Source organism: Saccharothrix carnea, assembly GCF_003014735.1.
Lineage (GTDB): Bacteria > Actinomycetota > Actinomycetes > Mycobacteriales > Pseudonocardiaceae > Actinosynnema > Actinosynnema carneum.
Map to the genome: position 1 here is coordinate 128,645 of NZ_PYAX01000012.1, position 14,821 is coordinate 143,465.

Consider the following 14,821-nt stretch of genomic DNA (forward strand, 5'->3'; position numbering starts at 1 on the left):
GAAGGTCGGGGGTGACCGATGGACCCGATGCGATACAGGGTCGAGCTGGAGAGCCTGCTGGAGGATTCACCGCTGTCCGACCCTGGTGTGATCGGTGATGTCCGTGGGCTGCTGGATGCCGGTGAATACGCACTCGCCTTCGACACCATGTGCTCTTGGATTTACGAAGACGACCTGCTTGTCGGTCTTTCATATTATGAGAGGCTGGCACGGATGTCGGAGGTGATGGGCTCCGAAAGGTTGGTCGAGCGCATTCGCGAGCTCGTGTCCGAAGACGGGTGAACGGCTCCGGACGGCGAGGGGACCGGCCGCCGGTGGTCGGTCCCCGGCATGGCTGGACCGGGGCCGCCGCCGGCACCAGCGCGTGACGGCCGGGTGATCTGGGGCTTCAGGACGTCCGGTGCAGGCGGGTGCCCAGCTGGCGGACCACGGAGGCCAGGAGGTCGATGTCCTCCTCCGTGGTCCGCCAGTTCACGATCGCGGGGCGCAGGGCGACCATGCCCCGGTAGACCGTGGTGCCCGCGTAGACCCGGCCGTCCTCGATCAGGGCCTCGCCCAGTTCGCGGTTGAGGTGGTCGAGGGTTTCCTCCGGTGCGCCCGGTGGGCGGTAGCGGAAGCAGACGATGAAGGCGGTGATCGGGGCCAGCAGTTCGAGGTCGGGGGATTCGGTGATGCGGCGGCCCAGGCGCAGCGCCAGGTCCTGGTGGCGTTCGACCATCGCGCGGTGGCCGTCGCGGCCGTAGGCGCGCAGCGTGGCCCAGATCGGGAACGCGCGGGCGCGGCGTGAGGACTCCGGGCCCAGGTTGTTGTAGTTGATGAACTCCTCGTCCGGCTCGGGCAGGTAGGGGGCGTTCCAGGCGCCGAACGCACGACCCAGCGCCGACCGGTCCCGCACGAACGCGAAACCGCTCTCGTACGGCACGTTGAGCCACTTGTGGCCGTCCGCGGCCACCGAGTCGGCACGCTCCACGCCGCGCACCAACCCGGCCGTGCGCGGTGACAGGGCGGCGAACAGGCCGAAGGCGCCGTCCACGTGCAGCCACGCCCCGTGCCGCCCGGCCAGGTCCGCCATCTCGTCCAACGGGTCGAAGTCGCCGCCGTTGACCTCGCCCGCGTTGCCGATCAGCACCGCCGGCCCCGACGACGCCAGTGCGCGGTCCAGGGCGTCGACGTCCAGCCGGCCCGCGTCGTCACGGGTCAGCGTGCGCACCACGTCCCGGCCCAACCCCAGCAGCTGCAGGGCCTTGAGGCTGCTCGGGTGCACGTACCCGCTGGAGAACACCGGCATCCGCGGCAGCCCCACCAGGCCGTCCGCGGTCACGTCCACCCCGTGCCGCCCGGCCCACCAGTGCCGCGCGCACGCCAGCCCGGTCAGGTTCGCGGCCGTCGCGCTCGTGGTGAGCACCGCGCCGTGCGACTCGGGCAACCCGAACAGCTCCTTCAACCACCGCAGCACGACCGTCTCGGCCCGCGCGGCGAGCGGCGAGGCCGGCCACAGCCCGGCGGCCTGGTCCAGCAGCGACGTCACCCAGTCCGCCGCCTGCGCGGCCGGTGTCGCGCCGCCGACCACGAAGTGGAAGAACCGCGGCCCGGACGAGTGCGTGGCGGCCCGCGTCCCGATCCGCAGCAGGTCCGCGATCGCGGCGATGGTGCCGTCACCGACGTCCGGCAGCGGTCCGTCCAGGTCCTCGACCAGGTGGGCGTGCGTGGCGTCGCGCACCGGCAGGTGCGGCAGCGCGTCGAGGTACGGCCCGGCGGCGCGCGCGACCATCCCCAACGCCTCGGCGGCGTCCTCTCGAGCGTTCAGCGGATCACCCATCGTGGCAGAGTAGGCGCTGATGACACGACGTGGACAGGTCAAGGGTCACGCGGTCGACGCCGAAGTGGAAGCGTTCCTCGGCCTGCGGTACGCGGAGCCGCCGTTCGGGGCGGCACGGCGGTTCGCCGCACCCGTGCCGACCGACTTCGCGGGCGACTGCCTGGAGTTCGGGCCGATCGCGCCGCAGTCCGCCCGCCTGCCCGGTGCCCCGGTGTGGCGGCCGGGCGACGAGGACGTGCTGACCCTCAACGTGTGGACACCGTCTACTTCGGACGGTCCGTGGCCGGTGCTGTTCTACGTGCACGGCGGGGCCTACACGTTCGGCTCGTCCGCCCAGCCCGACTACGACGGCACCGCGCTCGCCCGCGCCGGGCTGGTCGTGGTGACGTGCAACTACCGGCTCGGGTTCGAGGGGTTCGGGCACGTGGAGGGGCGGCCGGACAACCGGGGGCTGCTCGACCAGCGGGCCGCGCTGCGGTGGGTGCTGGACAACATCGCGGAGTTCGGGGGCGATCCCGGCAACATCACCGTCGGCGGGCAGTCGGCGGGCGCCGCGTCGGCGTTGTTCCTGGCCGCGTGGGAGCCGGTGCGGCGGGTCATCGCGCACAGCGTGCCGAACCGGTGCTACACGCGGGGGTTCGCGCGCCGGGTCGCGGAGTGGATCGACACCGGCACGCCGGAGTCGACGGTGGCGTCGGCCGACGCGCTCGCCGCCGCGCAGCGCACCGGGCCGTTGAGCTACGACCCGGTGCTGTTCGGGCCGATCGCCGACGCGTTGCCTGCGGTGGAGGTCGACGCCCTGCTGTGCCACACGGACGTCGAGTACGCGCTGTTCGACGCGGTGGGCACGTTCCGGCCGCTGGCCGACCTGCGCGCGTTCGGCCGCGACTGGGGCATCCCGGACCACGTCGTGGCCGCCTACGAGCACTTCGAGGACGCGCACGTGCGGCTCGCCGGCGACTTCGTCTTCGCCGAGCCCACCACCAGGCTGGCCGAGGCGAACGGCCGGGCGTTCCTGGCGCGGTTCACCCGGCCACCCGCCTGGCACACCGCCGACGTGCCGTTCTCGTTCGGCAACCTCGACGAGGCGAACTTCCTGATCGGCGGACCCGCCGGTGACGACGAGCGCGCGCTCTCCCGCCGCATGCTCAAGGCGTGGGTCGACTTCTGCACCACCGGCGATCCCGGCTGGACCGGCGTCCGGCACTGGGGCGACGAGGTCGAGGCCCGCCGCGAGCCGTGGCGGGGCGTGGACCTCTCAGTACCGGTCGACTATCCGGTGCAAGCACCGGCGGGTCGCCCTACGAACCGGCCCGGTTCGTAGGGCGAACGCTCAGCGCGGGTCGTCGCGTTCCCGCCGCACGGTGACCTTGCGGCCCTTGATGGTGGCGCCCCGCAGTGACGCGATGACCTGCTGCGCCGCCGAGTCCGGCACCTCCACCAGCGAGAACCGGTCGGCGATCTCGATCGCGCCGATATCGCGGCCGTTGAGGCGCGCCTCACCCGCGATCGCGCCGACCAGGTCCTGCGGCCGGATGCCCGAGCTGCGGCCCGCGCCGACGAACAGCCTGGTCATGCCCGCGGACGGGCGGCGCGGACGGCGCGGCGCACCGCGGTCACCGCCGCCTTCGCGGCCCCGGCGCTCGCCGGAACCGGTCCGCGGCACGTACTCCGGGATCTCCTCCTCGTCGGCCGCCGCGCCGGTGGCCTCGTGCGCCAGCTTGACCGCCGCCAGCGCCACCTCCATGACGTCGAACTGGTCGGTCAGCGTCTCCACCACGACCCGGAAGCCCTCCAGGTCGTCCTCCAGCAGGCTCTCGTGCAGCGCGGCGCGGGTCAGCTCCAGCTTGCGCGCCCGCAGGTCCGCGATCGTGGGGACCTTCTCCATGTGGATGCGCTGCTTGGTGACGCGCTCGATGGTCTTGAGCATGCCGTGCTCGCGCGGCTCGGCCAGGGTGATCGCCACGCCCTCGCGGCCCGCGCGCCCGATCCGGCCGATGCGGTGCACGTACGACTCCGGCGCGGACGGCACGTTGTAGTTGACCACGTGCGTCAGCTGCTCGATGTCCAGGCCGCGGGCCGCCACGTCGGTGGCCACCAGCAGGTCCGCGGTGCCGTTGCGCAGTCGCGCCATCACCCGGTCGCGCTGCTCCTGGCTGATGCCGCCGTGCAGCGACTCCGCCCGGTAGCCGCGACCGTTGAGCGTCTCGGTGAGCTGGTCGACCTCGTCACGGGTGCGGCAGAACACGATCGCCGCCGTGGGCGCCTCGACGTCCAGCACCCGGCCGAGCGCGGCCGGCTTGTGCGCCCGCGGCACGACGTACGCGCTCTGCCGCACGCGCGGCGCCTCGCCCGGTTCGGCCTGCTCACGGCCGATGGTGATGCGCACCGGGTCGGACAGGTGCTGGCGGGCCAGCCGGTCGATGCGGCCGGGCATGGTCGCGGAGAACAGCACGGTCTGCCGCTCCGCCGGCGTCTCGGCCAGGATCGTGTCCAGGTCCTCGGCGAAGCCCATGTCCAGCATCTCGTCGGCCTCGTCCAGCACGACGATGTCCAGGTGCTCCAGCTTCAGCGTGCCCCGGCTGAGGTGGTCCACCGCACGGCCCGGCGTGGCCACGACGACGTCCACGCCCTGCTCCAGCACCCGCAACTGCCGCCCGATCGGCTGACCGCCGTAGATCGGCAGCACCCGCGCGCCCAACTCCCGGCCGTACCGGTGCACGGCCTCGGACACCTGCACCGCCAGCTCCCGTGTCGGCACCAGCACCAGCGCGAACGGCGTCCGCCGGTCCCGCTCGCCGCCCGCCATCCGCTCCAGCACGGGCAGCGCGAACGCGGCTGTCTTGCCGGTGCCGGTGGCGGCCTGTCCGAGCAGGTCACGGCCTGCGGTCAACGGCGGGATCGCTTCACGCTGGATGGGGGTGGGCTCCTCGTAGCCGAGGCCGGTGAGCGCCCGGAGGAGTTCGGGGCGCAACCCGAGGTCGGCGAAGCTGGTCCGGTCGTCGGGCTCGTCGTTCATACCGTCAAGTCTCGCTGATCGCCCCTGAACCGCTCGGTGAGGGGGGTCGGCGGACGCGGTTTCGCACCCGCCGGGCACTTCGGCCGGGCGGTACCGGCGAGCGGAGTCCCGGGGCTGACCCGATCGGAGGCATACCGCGGCGGTACGTCCTGAGCGGTTCACATGATATTTCCCCCGGTCGAGGCGGGCTGGGCACTATGTCAAACGCTGTGGCCGTGCAGGTGTGGATTCTCGATGCCGGAGCGGTCCTGCGGTAGGAGGCGAAGTGCTGGAGTTCCGGGTCCTGGGTCCGGTCGAGGTGTTCCACGACGGCCGGGAGGTGCCGCTGGACGGGGCGAAACCGCGCACCGTGCTCACCGCGTTGCTGCTCGCCGACAACGGTGCCGTCGCCGACACGCAGATGAGCGGTTTCCTGTGGGGCGATCACCCTCCGGCCACGTTCAACGCGCAGATCTACACCTACGTCTCGCGGCTGCGCAAAACGCTGCGCCGGGAGGTCGGCATCACCCGCCGGTCGCGCGGCTACGAATTGCGGTTCACCGAATGCTCGTTCGACCTGAAGGAATTCGAGGAGCAGGCCGCGCTGGGCCAGTCCGCGCTCGCCGCCGGTCAGTACGAAGACGCGGCGCGGCTGCTGCGCGCGGCGTTGCGGCTGTGGCGCGGTCCGGCGTTGACGGGGGTCTCGGAGTACTTGGCGGACGCCGAGGCACCGCGGCTGGAGGAGGCGCGGATCACCGCGCTGGAGAGTCGCATCGAGGCTGACCTGGCGCTGGGCAGGCACGCCCAGCTGCTGCCCGAGCTGACCAAGCTCGTGCGCCGGCACCCGTTGCGGGAACGGTTCCGGGCCCAGCTCATGACCACGTTCTACCGCTGCGACCGGCAGGCCGACGCGCTCGTGCTGTACGAGGAGGGCCGCCGCGTGCTCGCCGACGAACTGGGCATAGACCCCGGTTCGCTGCTGCGCGAGGTGCACCTGGCGATCCTCACCGCGGACCCCGTGCTGGCCTCGCCGCGCCGCGTCGCGGTGTGACGCGGCCGGGACCCGGGCGGACCGGATACAGCCCCGGGAGGTGGTGCGGTGTTCTGAGCGTTGAACTCGGGGGTCCGGAACGCAGGACACGCTCGTTCTGAACGTAGGACACGCGGTGAAGCGGTTAAGCTGATGGGGTGGAGCCGCTGCGTTGGGGTGTGCTGGGTGCGACCGGCCACATCGCCGGTCGGGTGTTGCCCGCGATCCACCGGACGGTGGGCAACGCGGTGGTGGCGGTGGCCGGCCGGGAGGGGCGGCGCGAGCGGGCCGAGCGGGTGGCGCGGGCGTTCGGGGCGCGGGTGCACGACGGGTACGACGCGCTGTTGGGTGATCCGGACGTGGACGCGGTCTACCTGGCGCTGCCCAACACGCTGCACGTGCCGTGGACGTTGCGAGCGCTCGACGCGGGCAAGCACGTGCTGGTGGAGAAACCGATGACGTTGTCCGAAGAGGACTGCGTGCGGGTCGAGCGCGCCGCCGCCGACCTGGTGGTGATGGAGGCGTACATGTACCGCTTCCACCCGCAGCAGAAGCGCGCGGCGGAGCTGCTGGCCTCCGGTGAGATCGGGGAGCTGCGCCTGGTGCGGTCGGCGTTCGCCTACCCGACCGCCGTCGAGGGCAACATCCGGTTCGACCCGGCGCTGGGTGGCGGGGCGACGTGGGACGTCGGCTGCTACGCGTTCGACGTGCCGCTGTGGGCGTTCGACGCGGAGCCGCGCGCCGTGCGGGCCACGTTCCACTCGCGGGAGGTCGACCTGAGCGCGGTGGCCACGCTCGACTTCGGTGACGGACGCTGGGCCGTGCTGGACTACAGCCTGGAGTACGGGCCGCGCGCGGCCTACGAGTTCCAGGGCACGCGCGGCTCGATCTCGGTGCGCAACGCGTGGACCCGGCCCGACGAGGAAGGCGTGATCACGGTCGTCACGCTGGACGGCGTGCGCGAGGAGGCCGTGCCCGCCTCGGACGCCTACGAGCACCAGGCCGCAGCGTTCGCCGAAGCCGTCCGGGAGAAGGTCACGCCGCTGGTGTCGCTCGCCCACTCCGCGCGGACGGCCCGCGTGGGGGAGGCATTGGTGCGGTCGGCCGCGACCGGCGCCGAAGTGGACCTCCGACGCCGGCTGTGACACCGGCGGTGCGGGACAACGCGCAACCGACTTCCGAGTAGGTCCGTACCGGTGTTCATAGCCACCGTTTCCATAATTTCCGTTGGGAACTCGACGGATAGCTGACCGTCGCGTGAACTTCTCCTCACCCGTTCACCCGTGGGGTAGGTTGGTCCGGCCGCCCGGCACGAACGAGGTGGGTCCGGGAAATCCCCGAACCCGCCGCAGTGAGTGGACCCCGAGTAACGACGCGAAGGGGTTGGATGCATGCACCTGGAGATACGTCACGCCAGGGTGGTCACCACCCTTGCCGAGGCCGGCAGCATCTCGAAGGCCGCGCAGAAGCTGTCCCTGCCCCAACCGAGCCTCACCGCCCAATTGAGACGGATCGAGAAGGCGGTCGGCGGCGACTTGTTCGTGCGTTCGGCCTTCGGGATCACCCCCACACCGTTGGGAGAACGATTGATCCCGATGCTGGCCGATCTCGCCACGCGGGCGGACGCGGTGGTCGCGGAGGCGTCCTCGCTGTCGTCCGGAATCCTGCGGATCGGCAACGCTGAATGGACGCCGGTGACGCTGCGGCGCGCGTTGCAGTCGTCGCTGCCCTCGGTCGAGGTGCAGACCGTGACGCTGGACCCGGCGCTGGGCATCGACGCGGTGAGTCGCGGCGAGCTGACCGCGGCGCTCGTGCCCAGCCCGGAGGCGGTGGACGGGGTGCGGGAGCTCGATCCCGCGCTGGCCAAGGAGATCATCGTGCGCGAGCCGATCTGGCTGGCGCTGCCGCGTGACCACGCGCTCGCCCACCGGACTACGGTGAGCCGAAGGCACCTGCTGTCGCTGAGCTGGGTGCACCACGTGCCGGGGCACTGGTTCCACGTCGTCGAGGAGCACCTGTTCCGCAAGCTCGACCACCCCACGCCGGAGGTCCTGCACTACGCGGGCGGGCACGCCGAGGCGATGAGCTGGGTGCGTGACGCGGGTGCGGCGGCGTTGGCCACGCCCACCGGGTCCACGTCGGACGTGAGACTGGTGGCGATGACCGAACCGCTGCGCAGCAGGCTGCTGCTCGTGTGGCGGCCGGGGTCGATCCACCCGAACACGTTGCGGCAGCTGATCGACGCGTTGCGGCGGTACTACTGCGAGTACGCCCGCACGATCCCGCGCTACTGGAACTGGATGACCGAGCGGCCGACCGACTTCCCGGAGCTGGCCGCGTTCCTGCCCCGGCCGAGCCGGTGGTGGCCGCGCGACTCGGCCGGCGACCAGCAGCAGGGCCCGGCCACCCGCACCGCCGCCACCTGAACCTGTTCGGAGGACCTGGTCATCGGGAAGCTGGCCCGGGACGACCCGTTCCGGGTGGGCGTCGGCTCACCGCGCTGAACCCGGCCAGCCACCGCGCCACCTCGGCGCGGGACCGCAGCCGCACCCACGGCACCCCGGTCCGCGCCAACCGGTCGGGGTACTCGGCGAGGTGCCTGCGGCGGGCCTTCACCGCCCACAACAGCACCGAGTCCCGGCCGACCAGGAACGCGAACCGCTCCCGGTTGCCGTTCCACAGCACGGTCCGGCGCACGATCCGGGCCGTGCTGCGGCGCACCAGCCGCGGCAGGGCCACCCACAGCGGCAGGTCCAGCCACACGATCAGGTCGGCCCGGTGCCAGAGCACGTCGGCGGTCAGCGAAGCCAGGTTGCCGTCCACGACCCAGGCGGGGCCTTCGGCCGCCGCCGCGAGCCGGTCGCGGAACTCGTCGTCCGGTGGCGTCGTCCAGTCCGGTCCGTGCTGGATCGCGTCCAGCTCGACGTGGGGTGCGTCGACCACCCGGGCCAGCTCGCGCGCCAACGTCGACTTGCCCGCGCCGCTCACGCCGAGCACGACGATCCGGCGCACGGAGATACCGTCCACCACTCCACTGGATCACATCGGCGCGGGCCCGTCGAACGAGAAACGGCCGGCGGAGACGTGCAGGCGGGTCAGGTGCGCGGGTGTCGTGCCGCGGAACGAGGGCGGCCCGGCGTGCGGGTCCGCGGTGAACAGCAGGTCCACATCGGACCGCTCCGCCAACACCTCCAGGTGCGTGCGGGCGATCGTGCCCACACCCACCAGACCGACCCGCGTGACGTCCCGTTCCACGTCACGATCGTGCACCGCGCGGCGACGAGCCCACCGGGTCCGGGTGACCGGTGGGCTCGTCCCTCCCGGGCTTGCCGTGCGGCCGAGCCGCCGCCGCTCTAGTCGACGCAGTCACCCGCCGAGGGCTGCCTGCCCGGCTTGTGCGTCTCCGCGGCCGGCGGCGGGACCGAGTGGCCGCCGGTGGGCGTGCCGGTCGCGCCCTCGGCGAAGAACTCCGCCATGAACGCCCGGACCGCCGCCGGGTCGACCGACAGCGCGTGGCCGTGGTCGGGCGTCGTGACCTCCCCGCCGAGCGGGATGATCGCGGTCCGCACGGTCGGGGTGATCCGCGCGGCGAACTCGGCCAGGTCCCAGCCGGGATCGACGCGCAGGTGGGTCGCCGCCACCCGGGCCAGCTCGGGCAGCTTCGCCGGATCGCCCTGGACGACCTTGGTCGCCAGCGCGCGCAGGAACACGTGCTGCCGCACGATCCGGTCGAGTTCGCCGTTGGCGAGCCCGTGGCGCTGCCGGATGAACGCCAACGCTTGCGCACCGGTGAGCGACTGCGACCCGGCGGGCAGGTCGACGCCGGAGAACGGGTCGCGGGCAGGCCGCTTGAGGCAGACCTCCACCCCGCCGACCGCGTCGGCCAGCGTGCTGAACGCCGCCATCTCCAGCGCCGCGTAGTGGTCGACGGCCACGCCGGTCAGCGCCTCGACGGTCCGCTTGAGCGCCTCGACGCCCGCCGCGGCACCGTCACGCCCCTCCGCCTGCGCCGCCGCGTGGGCCCGCGCGTACGCCGAGTTCAGCTTGCCCTGCCCGAAGCCGGGGATGTCGACCAGCGAGTCCCGGGGCAGCGACGCCGCGCTGACCGCGCCGTCCGCACCGACCCGCGCCAGCACCACGGAGTCGGTGTTCGCCGCACCGTCCAGGCCGATCAGCAGCACGGTTCGCGTGGTCGCGGCGGTGGGTGGCGCGGCCGGGTCGACGCTCGCCGGTGCCGCGGTCCGGTCCACGCTGAGCGGCACGATCACCGCGACGGCCGTCGCCGCTGCGGTGAGCCCGGCCGCGGCGAACAACGCGAACGGCCTCCGCCGTGACCGCTTGCCGTGCAGGTTCGCCAGCACGGTCCGGTGGTCGACGGCCTGCTCGGCCTCGGCCGCGATCGCCTCGCGGATGAGGGATTCCTGCCGGGTGTCGGTCATCGCAGCACCTCCGACGGCGTGTTCTCGTTGACGCGCAGCGTGTGCAGCGCACGGGAGATGTGGCTGCGCACGGTGCCTTCCGTGCAGCCCAGGATCCGGGCGATCTCGGCGTCGGTGCTGTCCTCGTAGTAGCGCAGCACGAGCGCGGCCCGCTGCTTGCGCGGCAGCACGGCGATCCGGACGCGCATCGCGTCCCGCTCGGCGTGCCCGACCGCCGGATCGGCGACAGCGGGCGCAAGTTCGTCCAGTGAGACGTGCGTCGCGGAGATGTCCCGCGCCGCCCGACGCCGCCGCCACGACAGGTACTCGTTCGTCACCATCCGCTTGACGTAGAGGTAGGGCACCTCGACCGCCCCGATCCGCCCCCACTTCGTCCGCGCGCGCAGCAGCACGTCTTGGACGATGTCCTGGGCGAGGTACTTGTCGCAGGTCAGCGCCGTGGCGTAGCGCAATAGTCGATCAAGACGATCGGTGACGAACTGGTCGTAGTCGTCCGGCACGTCGCCCCCTTCTGCCGCTGTCGGTTCTTGCGTTGCGGTCGGGAAACCCTTGAGAGGACGCGCTACGTTGAACCACTCGGGTGTGAGGTGCGACACGTGGGGCTGAAAAGATCAAAAGCCGAAGAGCCTTCAAGAGCGTCCTGGCCGGACGGGCAGGACGCTTTCGATCTTTCGATCTTTCCTCGCCCACCCAACCCCCGCCCCGACCTACCGAGCGAACGTGGCCATGCCCGCGTCCACGGCCACGGGAAGCCAAGCGATCAACGCGGCCCAGACCTCCGACACGTCACGCGCACAAACCTCCGCGGTGGTGACGGCGGCGGTGTGAAGCGCGGTGCCGCCGGCGCACGCGCCAAGGAAGGCGTGCTGCCAGGGCGCCAGGACGTGAACCCGGACGCGGTACCGGCTGCGGGCCACGGCGTAGTAGGTGTCACCAGGGGCCGGCACGTTCGGGCGGTCACCCCGGTCGGCGGCTTCGAGGGCGTCGAGCAGCGCGAAGTCCAGGTGCAGCAAGTGCAGGCTCGGCGGCGTGCGCACGGTCAGGTCCGGGGACGTCATGACCGCGAGCGGGTCGACGGGCTGGTGGGCGGGGTCGGTCTCGACCCCGTGGGCGCGTCGGGTTTCCGCGCGGGCGCGTTCCAACCGGGCCAGGGCGGTCGGCAGCCCGTCCGGTGAACCCGGGGGCTCGTGGGGGTCGGGGCGGGTTTCCTGGAGGAAGTCCGCGAACCGCGCGCCCAGGTCGAACAACGAGTAGGACCTCGGCGGGTGCGCCGCGAGGTAGGCGTCGGCGAACAACCCGAACACCTGGTCGCCGAGCAGCGCGTGCAGCGCGGTGAACTCGGCTTTCAGGCATTCGTGCAGCCGTGCGCGGTAACCGCGGGCGTAGATGGCGACGCGCTCCTCACCCGTCAGCCGCTCGGAACCCCGCACGACCTCCGCGACCTGACGGGCGCGGTACCGATCGCCGGACCGGCCGCCGCTCGTGCAGGTGGCCAGCAGCCACTCCTGGAGCGCGGCCAGGTCCGGGTCAGCCACGAGACCGCTCTCCCGCCGGCAGGCGTCCCGCGCGGACCTCGGCGGCCTTCGCCAGTTCGGCGACCAGGTCCGGGAACGGCGGGATGTCGGCGTCCCACTCCAGCAGGGTGGACACCCCGCCGGTCCGCTCGTGGACCAGCGCGTAGAGCGGCCACACCTGGTCGGGCACGGGTCGGTCGTGGGTGTCGAGCAGGTAGTGGCCGTGCTCGCTCGGCCCGGCGAGGTGGACCTGGACGATGTGCTCGGCCGGCAGGTTGCGCAGGTAGGTCCCGGCGTCGAAGCCGTGGTTGGTGGCGCTGACGAAGACGTTGTTCACGTCCAGCAGCAGGCCGCAGCCGGTGTCCTGGGCGAGCCGGGCCAGGAACTCCCACTCGGGCAGCTCGGAGGCCTGGAACTCCAGGTAGGTGCTCGGGTTCTCCAGGACCAGCGGGCGGCCCAGGTGGTCCTGCACCGCCCGGACCCGGTCGGCCACGTGGGCGAGGCTGCGCCGGGTCAGCGGCATCGGCAGCAGGTCGTGGCTGGTGACCCCGTTCACGCCCGTCCAGCACAGGTGGTCGGAGATCCAGGCCGGGCGCACCCGGTCGGCCAGGGCGCTCAGCTGGGCCAGGTACCGGGTGTCCAGCGGGTCCGTGCTGCCGATGGACAGCGACACCCCGTGCATCACCACCGGGCGGTGCGCCGCCACGTGGTCGAGCACGTGGGCCGCGAAGCCGTGGTCGTCGAAGAAGTTCTCGCTGATGATCTCGAACCAGTCGACGCCCCACTCCTCGGGGCGCGTGTCGAGCAGGTGCGCGAAGTGGACGTCGCGCAGCCCCACCCCGTCGCCCAGGTTCGGCAGTCCCAGGCGGGCGGTCACGGCGCTCACGTCGACGGGGGGAACGCCAGCCGCACGTTGTTCGGCTTCGGTTCCTCCGCCACGGGCTGCCCGCGGTGCGCCATCACCTTCCGGTACGCGCGATAAGCGACCTCGTACACGGTCTCGCCGCGCTCGAACCCGATCACGTCGAGCTTCGCGGGGGTGTTGCCCGAGCCCTCGAAGTCGTACAGCTGCATGGTCCCGGTCGTCGGGAAGATCTGCGAGGCCGAGATCGGTACCGCGCACCCGCCGAACGTCGCGCACTTGTTGTCTCCCGGGGCGGAGTACAGCTTCTCGTCTTCGGTTTCGCCGCTCTTGGCCTTCACCAGGACGAAACCGCAGTTGCCCCCGCCCTCGTCGGCCTGCACGAACCCGCACCCGCCCTCGGCCTTGCAGGCGTTGGAACCCCGGCACGAGTGGTAGACCGACACCGCCGCGCAGTCGTTCGGCTGCCCGGTGGTGTTGGTGAGGTCGAGCCCCTGGCAGGCGTGCAGGAGCTGGCCCTGGGGTCGTTCTCCGGGAGTGCCCCTCAGGTCGGGAGCCTTGCGGAACAGCGCCCAGCAGATCGCCATCCGGTCGCCGGAGCCCGCCATGGACGGGAAGGGGAACGACACCTCGCTGTCGCTCCAGTACTCGTCCAGGACCGTGGTGATGCCGGCGATCGAGCCGACCGCGGCTTGACTGATCCGGTCGTACATCTTCGGGTCGCGACCGAGTTCGTTCATCGCCTTGGCGACGTCTTCCGGGCTCGGCAGCTTGTACCTGCCCGGTTGCCAGGACTTCGTCTTCAGGTCCGCGGGCTCCCACGGCTCCGGGCGGTCCTTGCGCCACTGCGGCCAGGTCACGATCTCCTTCTTCTCGACCATGTCCCGGATTTCCGCGAAGCGCTCGTAGTGGTCCATGGCGCCGTTGTCGAAACGCGCCGCGGCACTCGCCGACTTCGTCTTCCCGCCTTCGTCGGTGTAGCTGGGGTAGTTCTCCTCCAGCGCCTCCCGCGAGGCCTGGTACTTGTCCATGACCGCCCACGGGCGGACCCGCGGCAGTTCGCTGCCCTCGCCCTGGTCGGTGATGGCGCTGATCATGTCCCACACCTGCCGGAGGGAACGGCGGGTGGTGGGTGTGCTGACGACGGTCGTGTCGAAGCCGAGGTACTCCCGCTTCGGGTGGTTGGGCGGGTGCTCGGCGTTGAACAGGTCCCGTTGCAGGGCCTGGTCGTCGTAGAGGTACTCCCACAGCTTCTTCTCGGGTTTGCCCGCGTAGGTCAGGTTCAGGTAGTCGTAGTAGCACAGGTACATGTGGCCGATCGTGCCGAACATCGGCAGGTTCTTCTCCGTGTGCTCCGGCTTCCAGTCCCGGAAGGGCACCGTGGGGAAGTACTTGTGCCTGGCCTCGGGCTTGATGTTCTCCTTGGCGCCCTCTTCGGGTTGTTCGATGGCCTCGAACAGGTCCAGTTGCGCTTCACCGACTTCGGCGATGTCCACTTTGACGTGCGGCCAGGGCACCGTGTCGGTCAGGTCGAGGATGTGCGGGATCGTGGTCTTGTCCGGCCCGTAGCACACCCAGCCGTGGTGGTCGTTCTGCAGCAGCGGGCTGGTGAAGCTGGGCTTGACGCCCAGGCAACTGGCGAGGTTGGCCGCCATCTGCAGGTGCAGCATCTCCTCGATGAACACCGAGAAGATGATGTTGACCGCCTGCTCGTTGGCCGTCTTCGGCTCCGCGGTCGGTGCCGGACCCGGCCACAGCCGTCCCCGGTAGAAGTCCTGCTTCGCGCCGGTGATCTGGTGCATGCCCTGGATCGACGTCATCGCGCCCAGGTAGAGCGGGATCGTGAACAGCTCGACGTTCACGGCGGCCTGGGCGATCGCCCGCACCGCGGAGATGTCCGTCTTCAGGTGGGAGATCGGGCGGGGTGTCTCGATTTCGGCGGCGACGGCCTGCTTCATGGTCGAACCCTTCGGCGTTGCGGACCGGTTTTCGACTGTAGGCCGGGCCGCGCACCACCGACGTGCCGTCGGACGACCGTGAGGCGGCTGGGGGTGGAGGTTCAGCCATGCGAGTACTCAGGGCATCCGGTTGCGTGACTCTCCACGACAAGACCGCGCGTTCGGGTTCACCTGGAAGCGTGAGTGCGATTAGTCGTGCCC

Annotated in this window: 14 protein-coding genes; 5 read left to right on the top strand and 9 right to left on the bottom strand. The window is 71.5% G+C overall.

What is annotated here, in order from left to right:
* The first annotated feature begins 18 nt into the window (after positions 1-18).
* Positions 19-282 carry a MafI family immunity protein gene (locus B0I31_RS30335; protein WP_106618810.1) on the top strand — a complete coding sequence of 88 codons (264 nt, stop codon included), beginning with the start codon at positions 19-21 and terminating at the stop codon, positions 280-282.
* A gap of 106 nt (positions 283-388) precedes the next feature.
* Here the strand turns inward: B0I31_RS30335 and B0I31_RS30340 are convergent, their stop codons facing one another.
* Positions 389-1,819 (bottom strand): pyridoxal phosphate-dependent decarboxylase family protein, encoded by a 1,431-nt coding sequence (locus B0I31_RS30340; RefSeq protein WP_106618811.1) that lies wholly within the window; start codon positions 1,817-1,819, stop codon positions 389-391.
* Positions 1,820-1,838: 19 nt separating this feature from the next.
* Between B0I31_RS30340 and B0I31_RS30345 the strand changes: the two genes are divergently transcribed.
* Positions 1,839-3,143, top strand: a complete 1,305-nt coding sequence (locus tag B0I31_RS30345) for a carboxylesterase family protein (protein ID WP_106618812.1) — start codon at positions 1,839-1,841, stop codon at positions 3,141-3,143.
* Positions 3,144-3,152: 9 nt separating this feature from the next.
* Here B0I31_RS30345 and B0I31_RS30350 read toward each other — a convergent pair whose 3' ends face one another.
* A complete protein-coding gene (locus B0I31_RS30350) occupies positions 3,153-4,838 on the bottom strand; it encodes a DEAD/DEAH box helicase (RefSeq protein WP_106618813.1) in 1,686 nt (561 codons plus the stop codon).
* A gap of 265 nt (positions 4,839-5,103) precedes the next feature.
* Between B0I31_RS30350 and B0I31_RS30355 the strand changes: the two genes are divergently transcribed.
* The 3 genes from B0I31_RS30355 to B0I31_RS30365 all read left to right on the top strand — a co-directional run bounded on the left by B0I31_RS30355 (position 5,104) and on the right by B0I31_RS30365 (position 8,273).
* Entirely contained in the window at positions 5,104-5,868 is a 765-nt protein-coding gene (locus tag B0I31_RS30355) for an AfsR/SARP family transcriptional regulator (protein WP_106618814.1), read from the top strand.
* Positions 5,869-6,005: 137 nt separating this feature from the next.
* Positions 6,006-6,992, top strand: coding sequence for a Gfo/Idh/MocA family protein (locus B0I31_RS30360; RefSeq protein WP_219910865.1), 987 nt, complete (start codon positions 6,006-6,008; stop codon positions 6,990-6,992).
* A gap of 246 nt (positions 6,993-7,238) precedes the next feature.
* Entirely contained in the window at positions 7,239-8,273 is a 1,035-nt protein-coding gene (locus B0I31_RS30365; RefSeq protein WP_106618815.1) for a LysR family transcriptional regulator, read from the top strand.
* Between the two features lie 19 nt (positions 8,274-8,292).
* On the opposite strand, the gene B0I31_RS30370 is transcribed toward B0I31_RS30365, so the two are convergent.
* The 7 genes from B0I31_RS30370 to B0I31_RS30400 form a co-directional block, all read right to left on the bottom strand.
* Positions 8,293-8,874, bottom strand: coding sequence for a P-loop NTPase family protein (locus B0I31_RS30370; RefSeq protein ID WP_146173997.1), 582 nt, complete (start codon positions 8,872-8,874; stop codon positions 8,293-8,295).
* Positions 8,875-8,886: 12 nt separating this feature from the next.
* Complete coding sequence (locus B0I31_RS30375; RefSeq protein ID WP_106618817.1) at positions 8,887-9,102, bottom strand: hypothetical protein; 216 nt, start codon at positions 9,100-9,102, stop codon at positions 8,887-8,889.
* 98 nt (positions 9,103-9,200) lie between these two features.
* The gene (locus B0I31_RS30380; protein WP_106618818.1) at positions 9,201-10,286 is read right to left on the bottom strand and encodes an LCP family protein; all 1,086 of its coding nucleotides are present in this window, start codon (positions 10,284-10,286) and stop codon (positions 9,201-9,203) included.
* A complete protein-coding gene (locus B0I31_RS30385) occupies positions 10,283-10,786 on the bottom strand; it encodes a SigE family RNA polymerase sigma factor (protein ID WP_106618819.1) in 504 nt (167 codons plus the stop codon). Before B0I31_RS30385 ends, B0I31_RS30380 begins: the two co-directional genes overlap by 4 nt.
* Before the next feature lie 207 nt (positions 10,787-10,993).
* Positions 10,994-11,821, bottom strand: coding sequence for an HvfC/BufC N-terminal domain-containing protein (locus B0I31_RS30390; protein ID WP_106618820.1), 828 nt, complete (start codon positions 11,819-11,821; stop codon positions 10,994-10,996).
* Positions 11,814-12,677 carry an MNIO family bufferin maturase gene (bufB, locus tag B0I31_RS30395; protein WP_106618888.1) on the bottom strand — a complete coding sequence of 288 codons (864 nt, stop codon included), beginning with the start codon at positions 12,675-12,677 and terminating at the stop codon, positions 11,814-11,816. The genes B0I31_RS30390 and bufB overlap by 8 nt, the downstream gene beginning before the upstream one ends.
* A gap of 5 nt (positions 12,678-12,682) precedes the next feature.
* The gene (locus tag B0I31_RS30400; RefSeq protein WP_106618821.1) at positions 12,683-14,620 is read right to left on the bottom strand and encodes a ferritin-like domain-containing protein; all 1,938 of its coding nucleotides are present in this window, start codon (positions 14,618-14,620) and stop codon (positions 12,683-12,685) included.
* Positions 14,621-14,821: the final 201 nt, after the last annotated feature.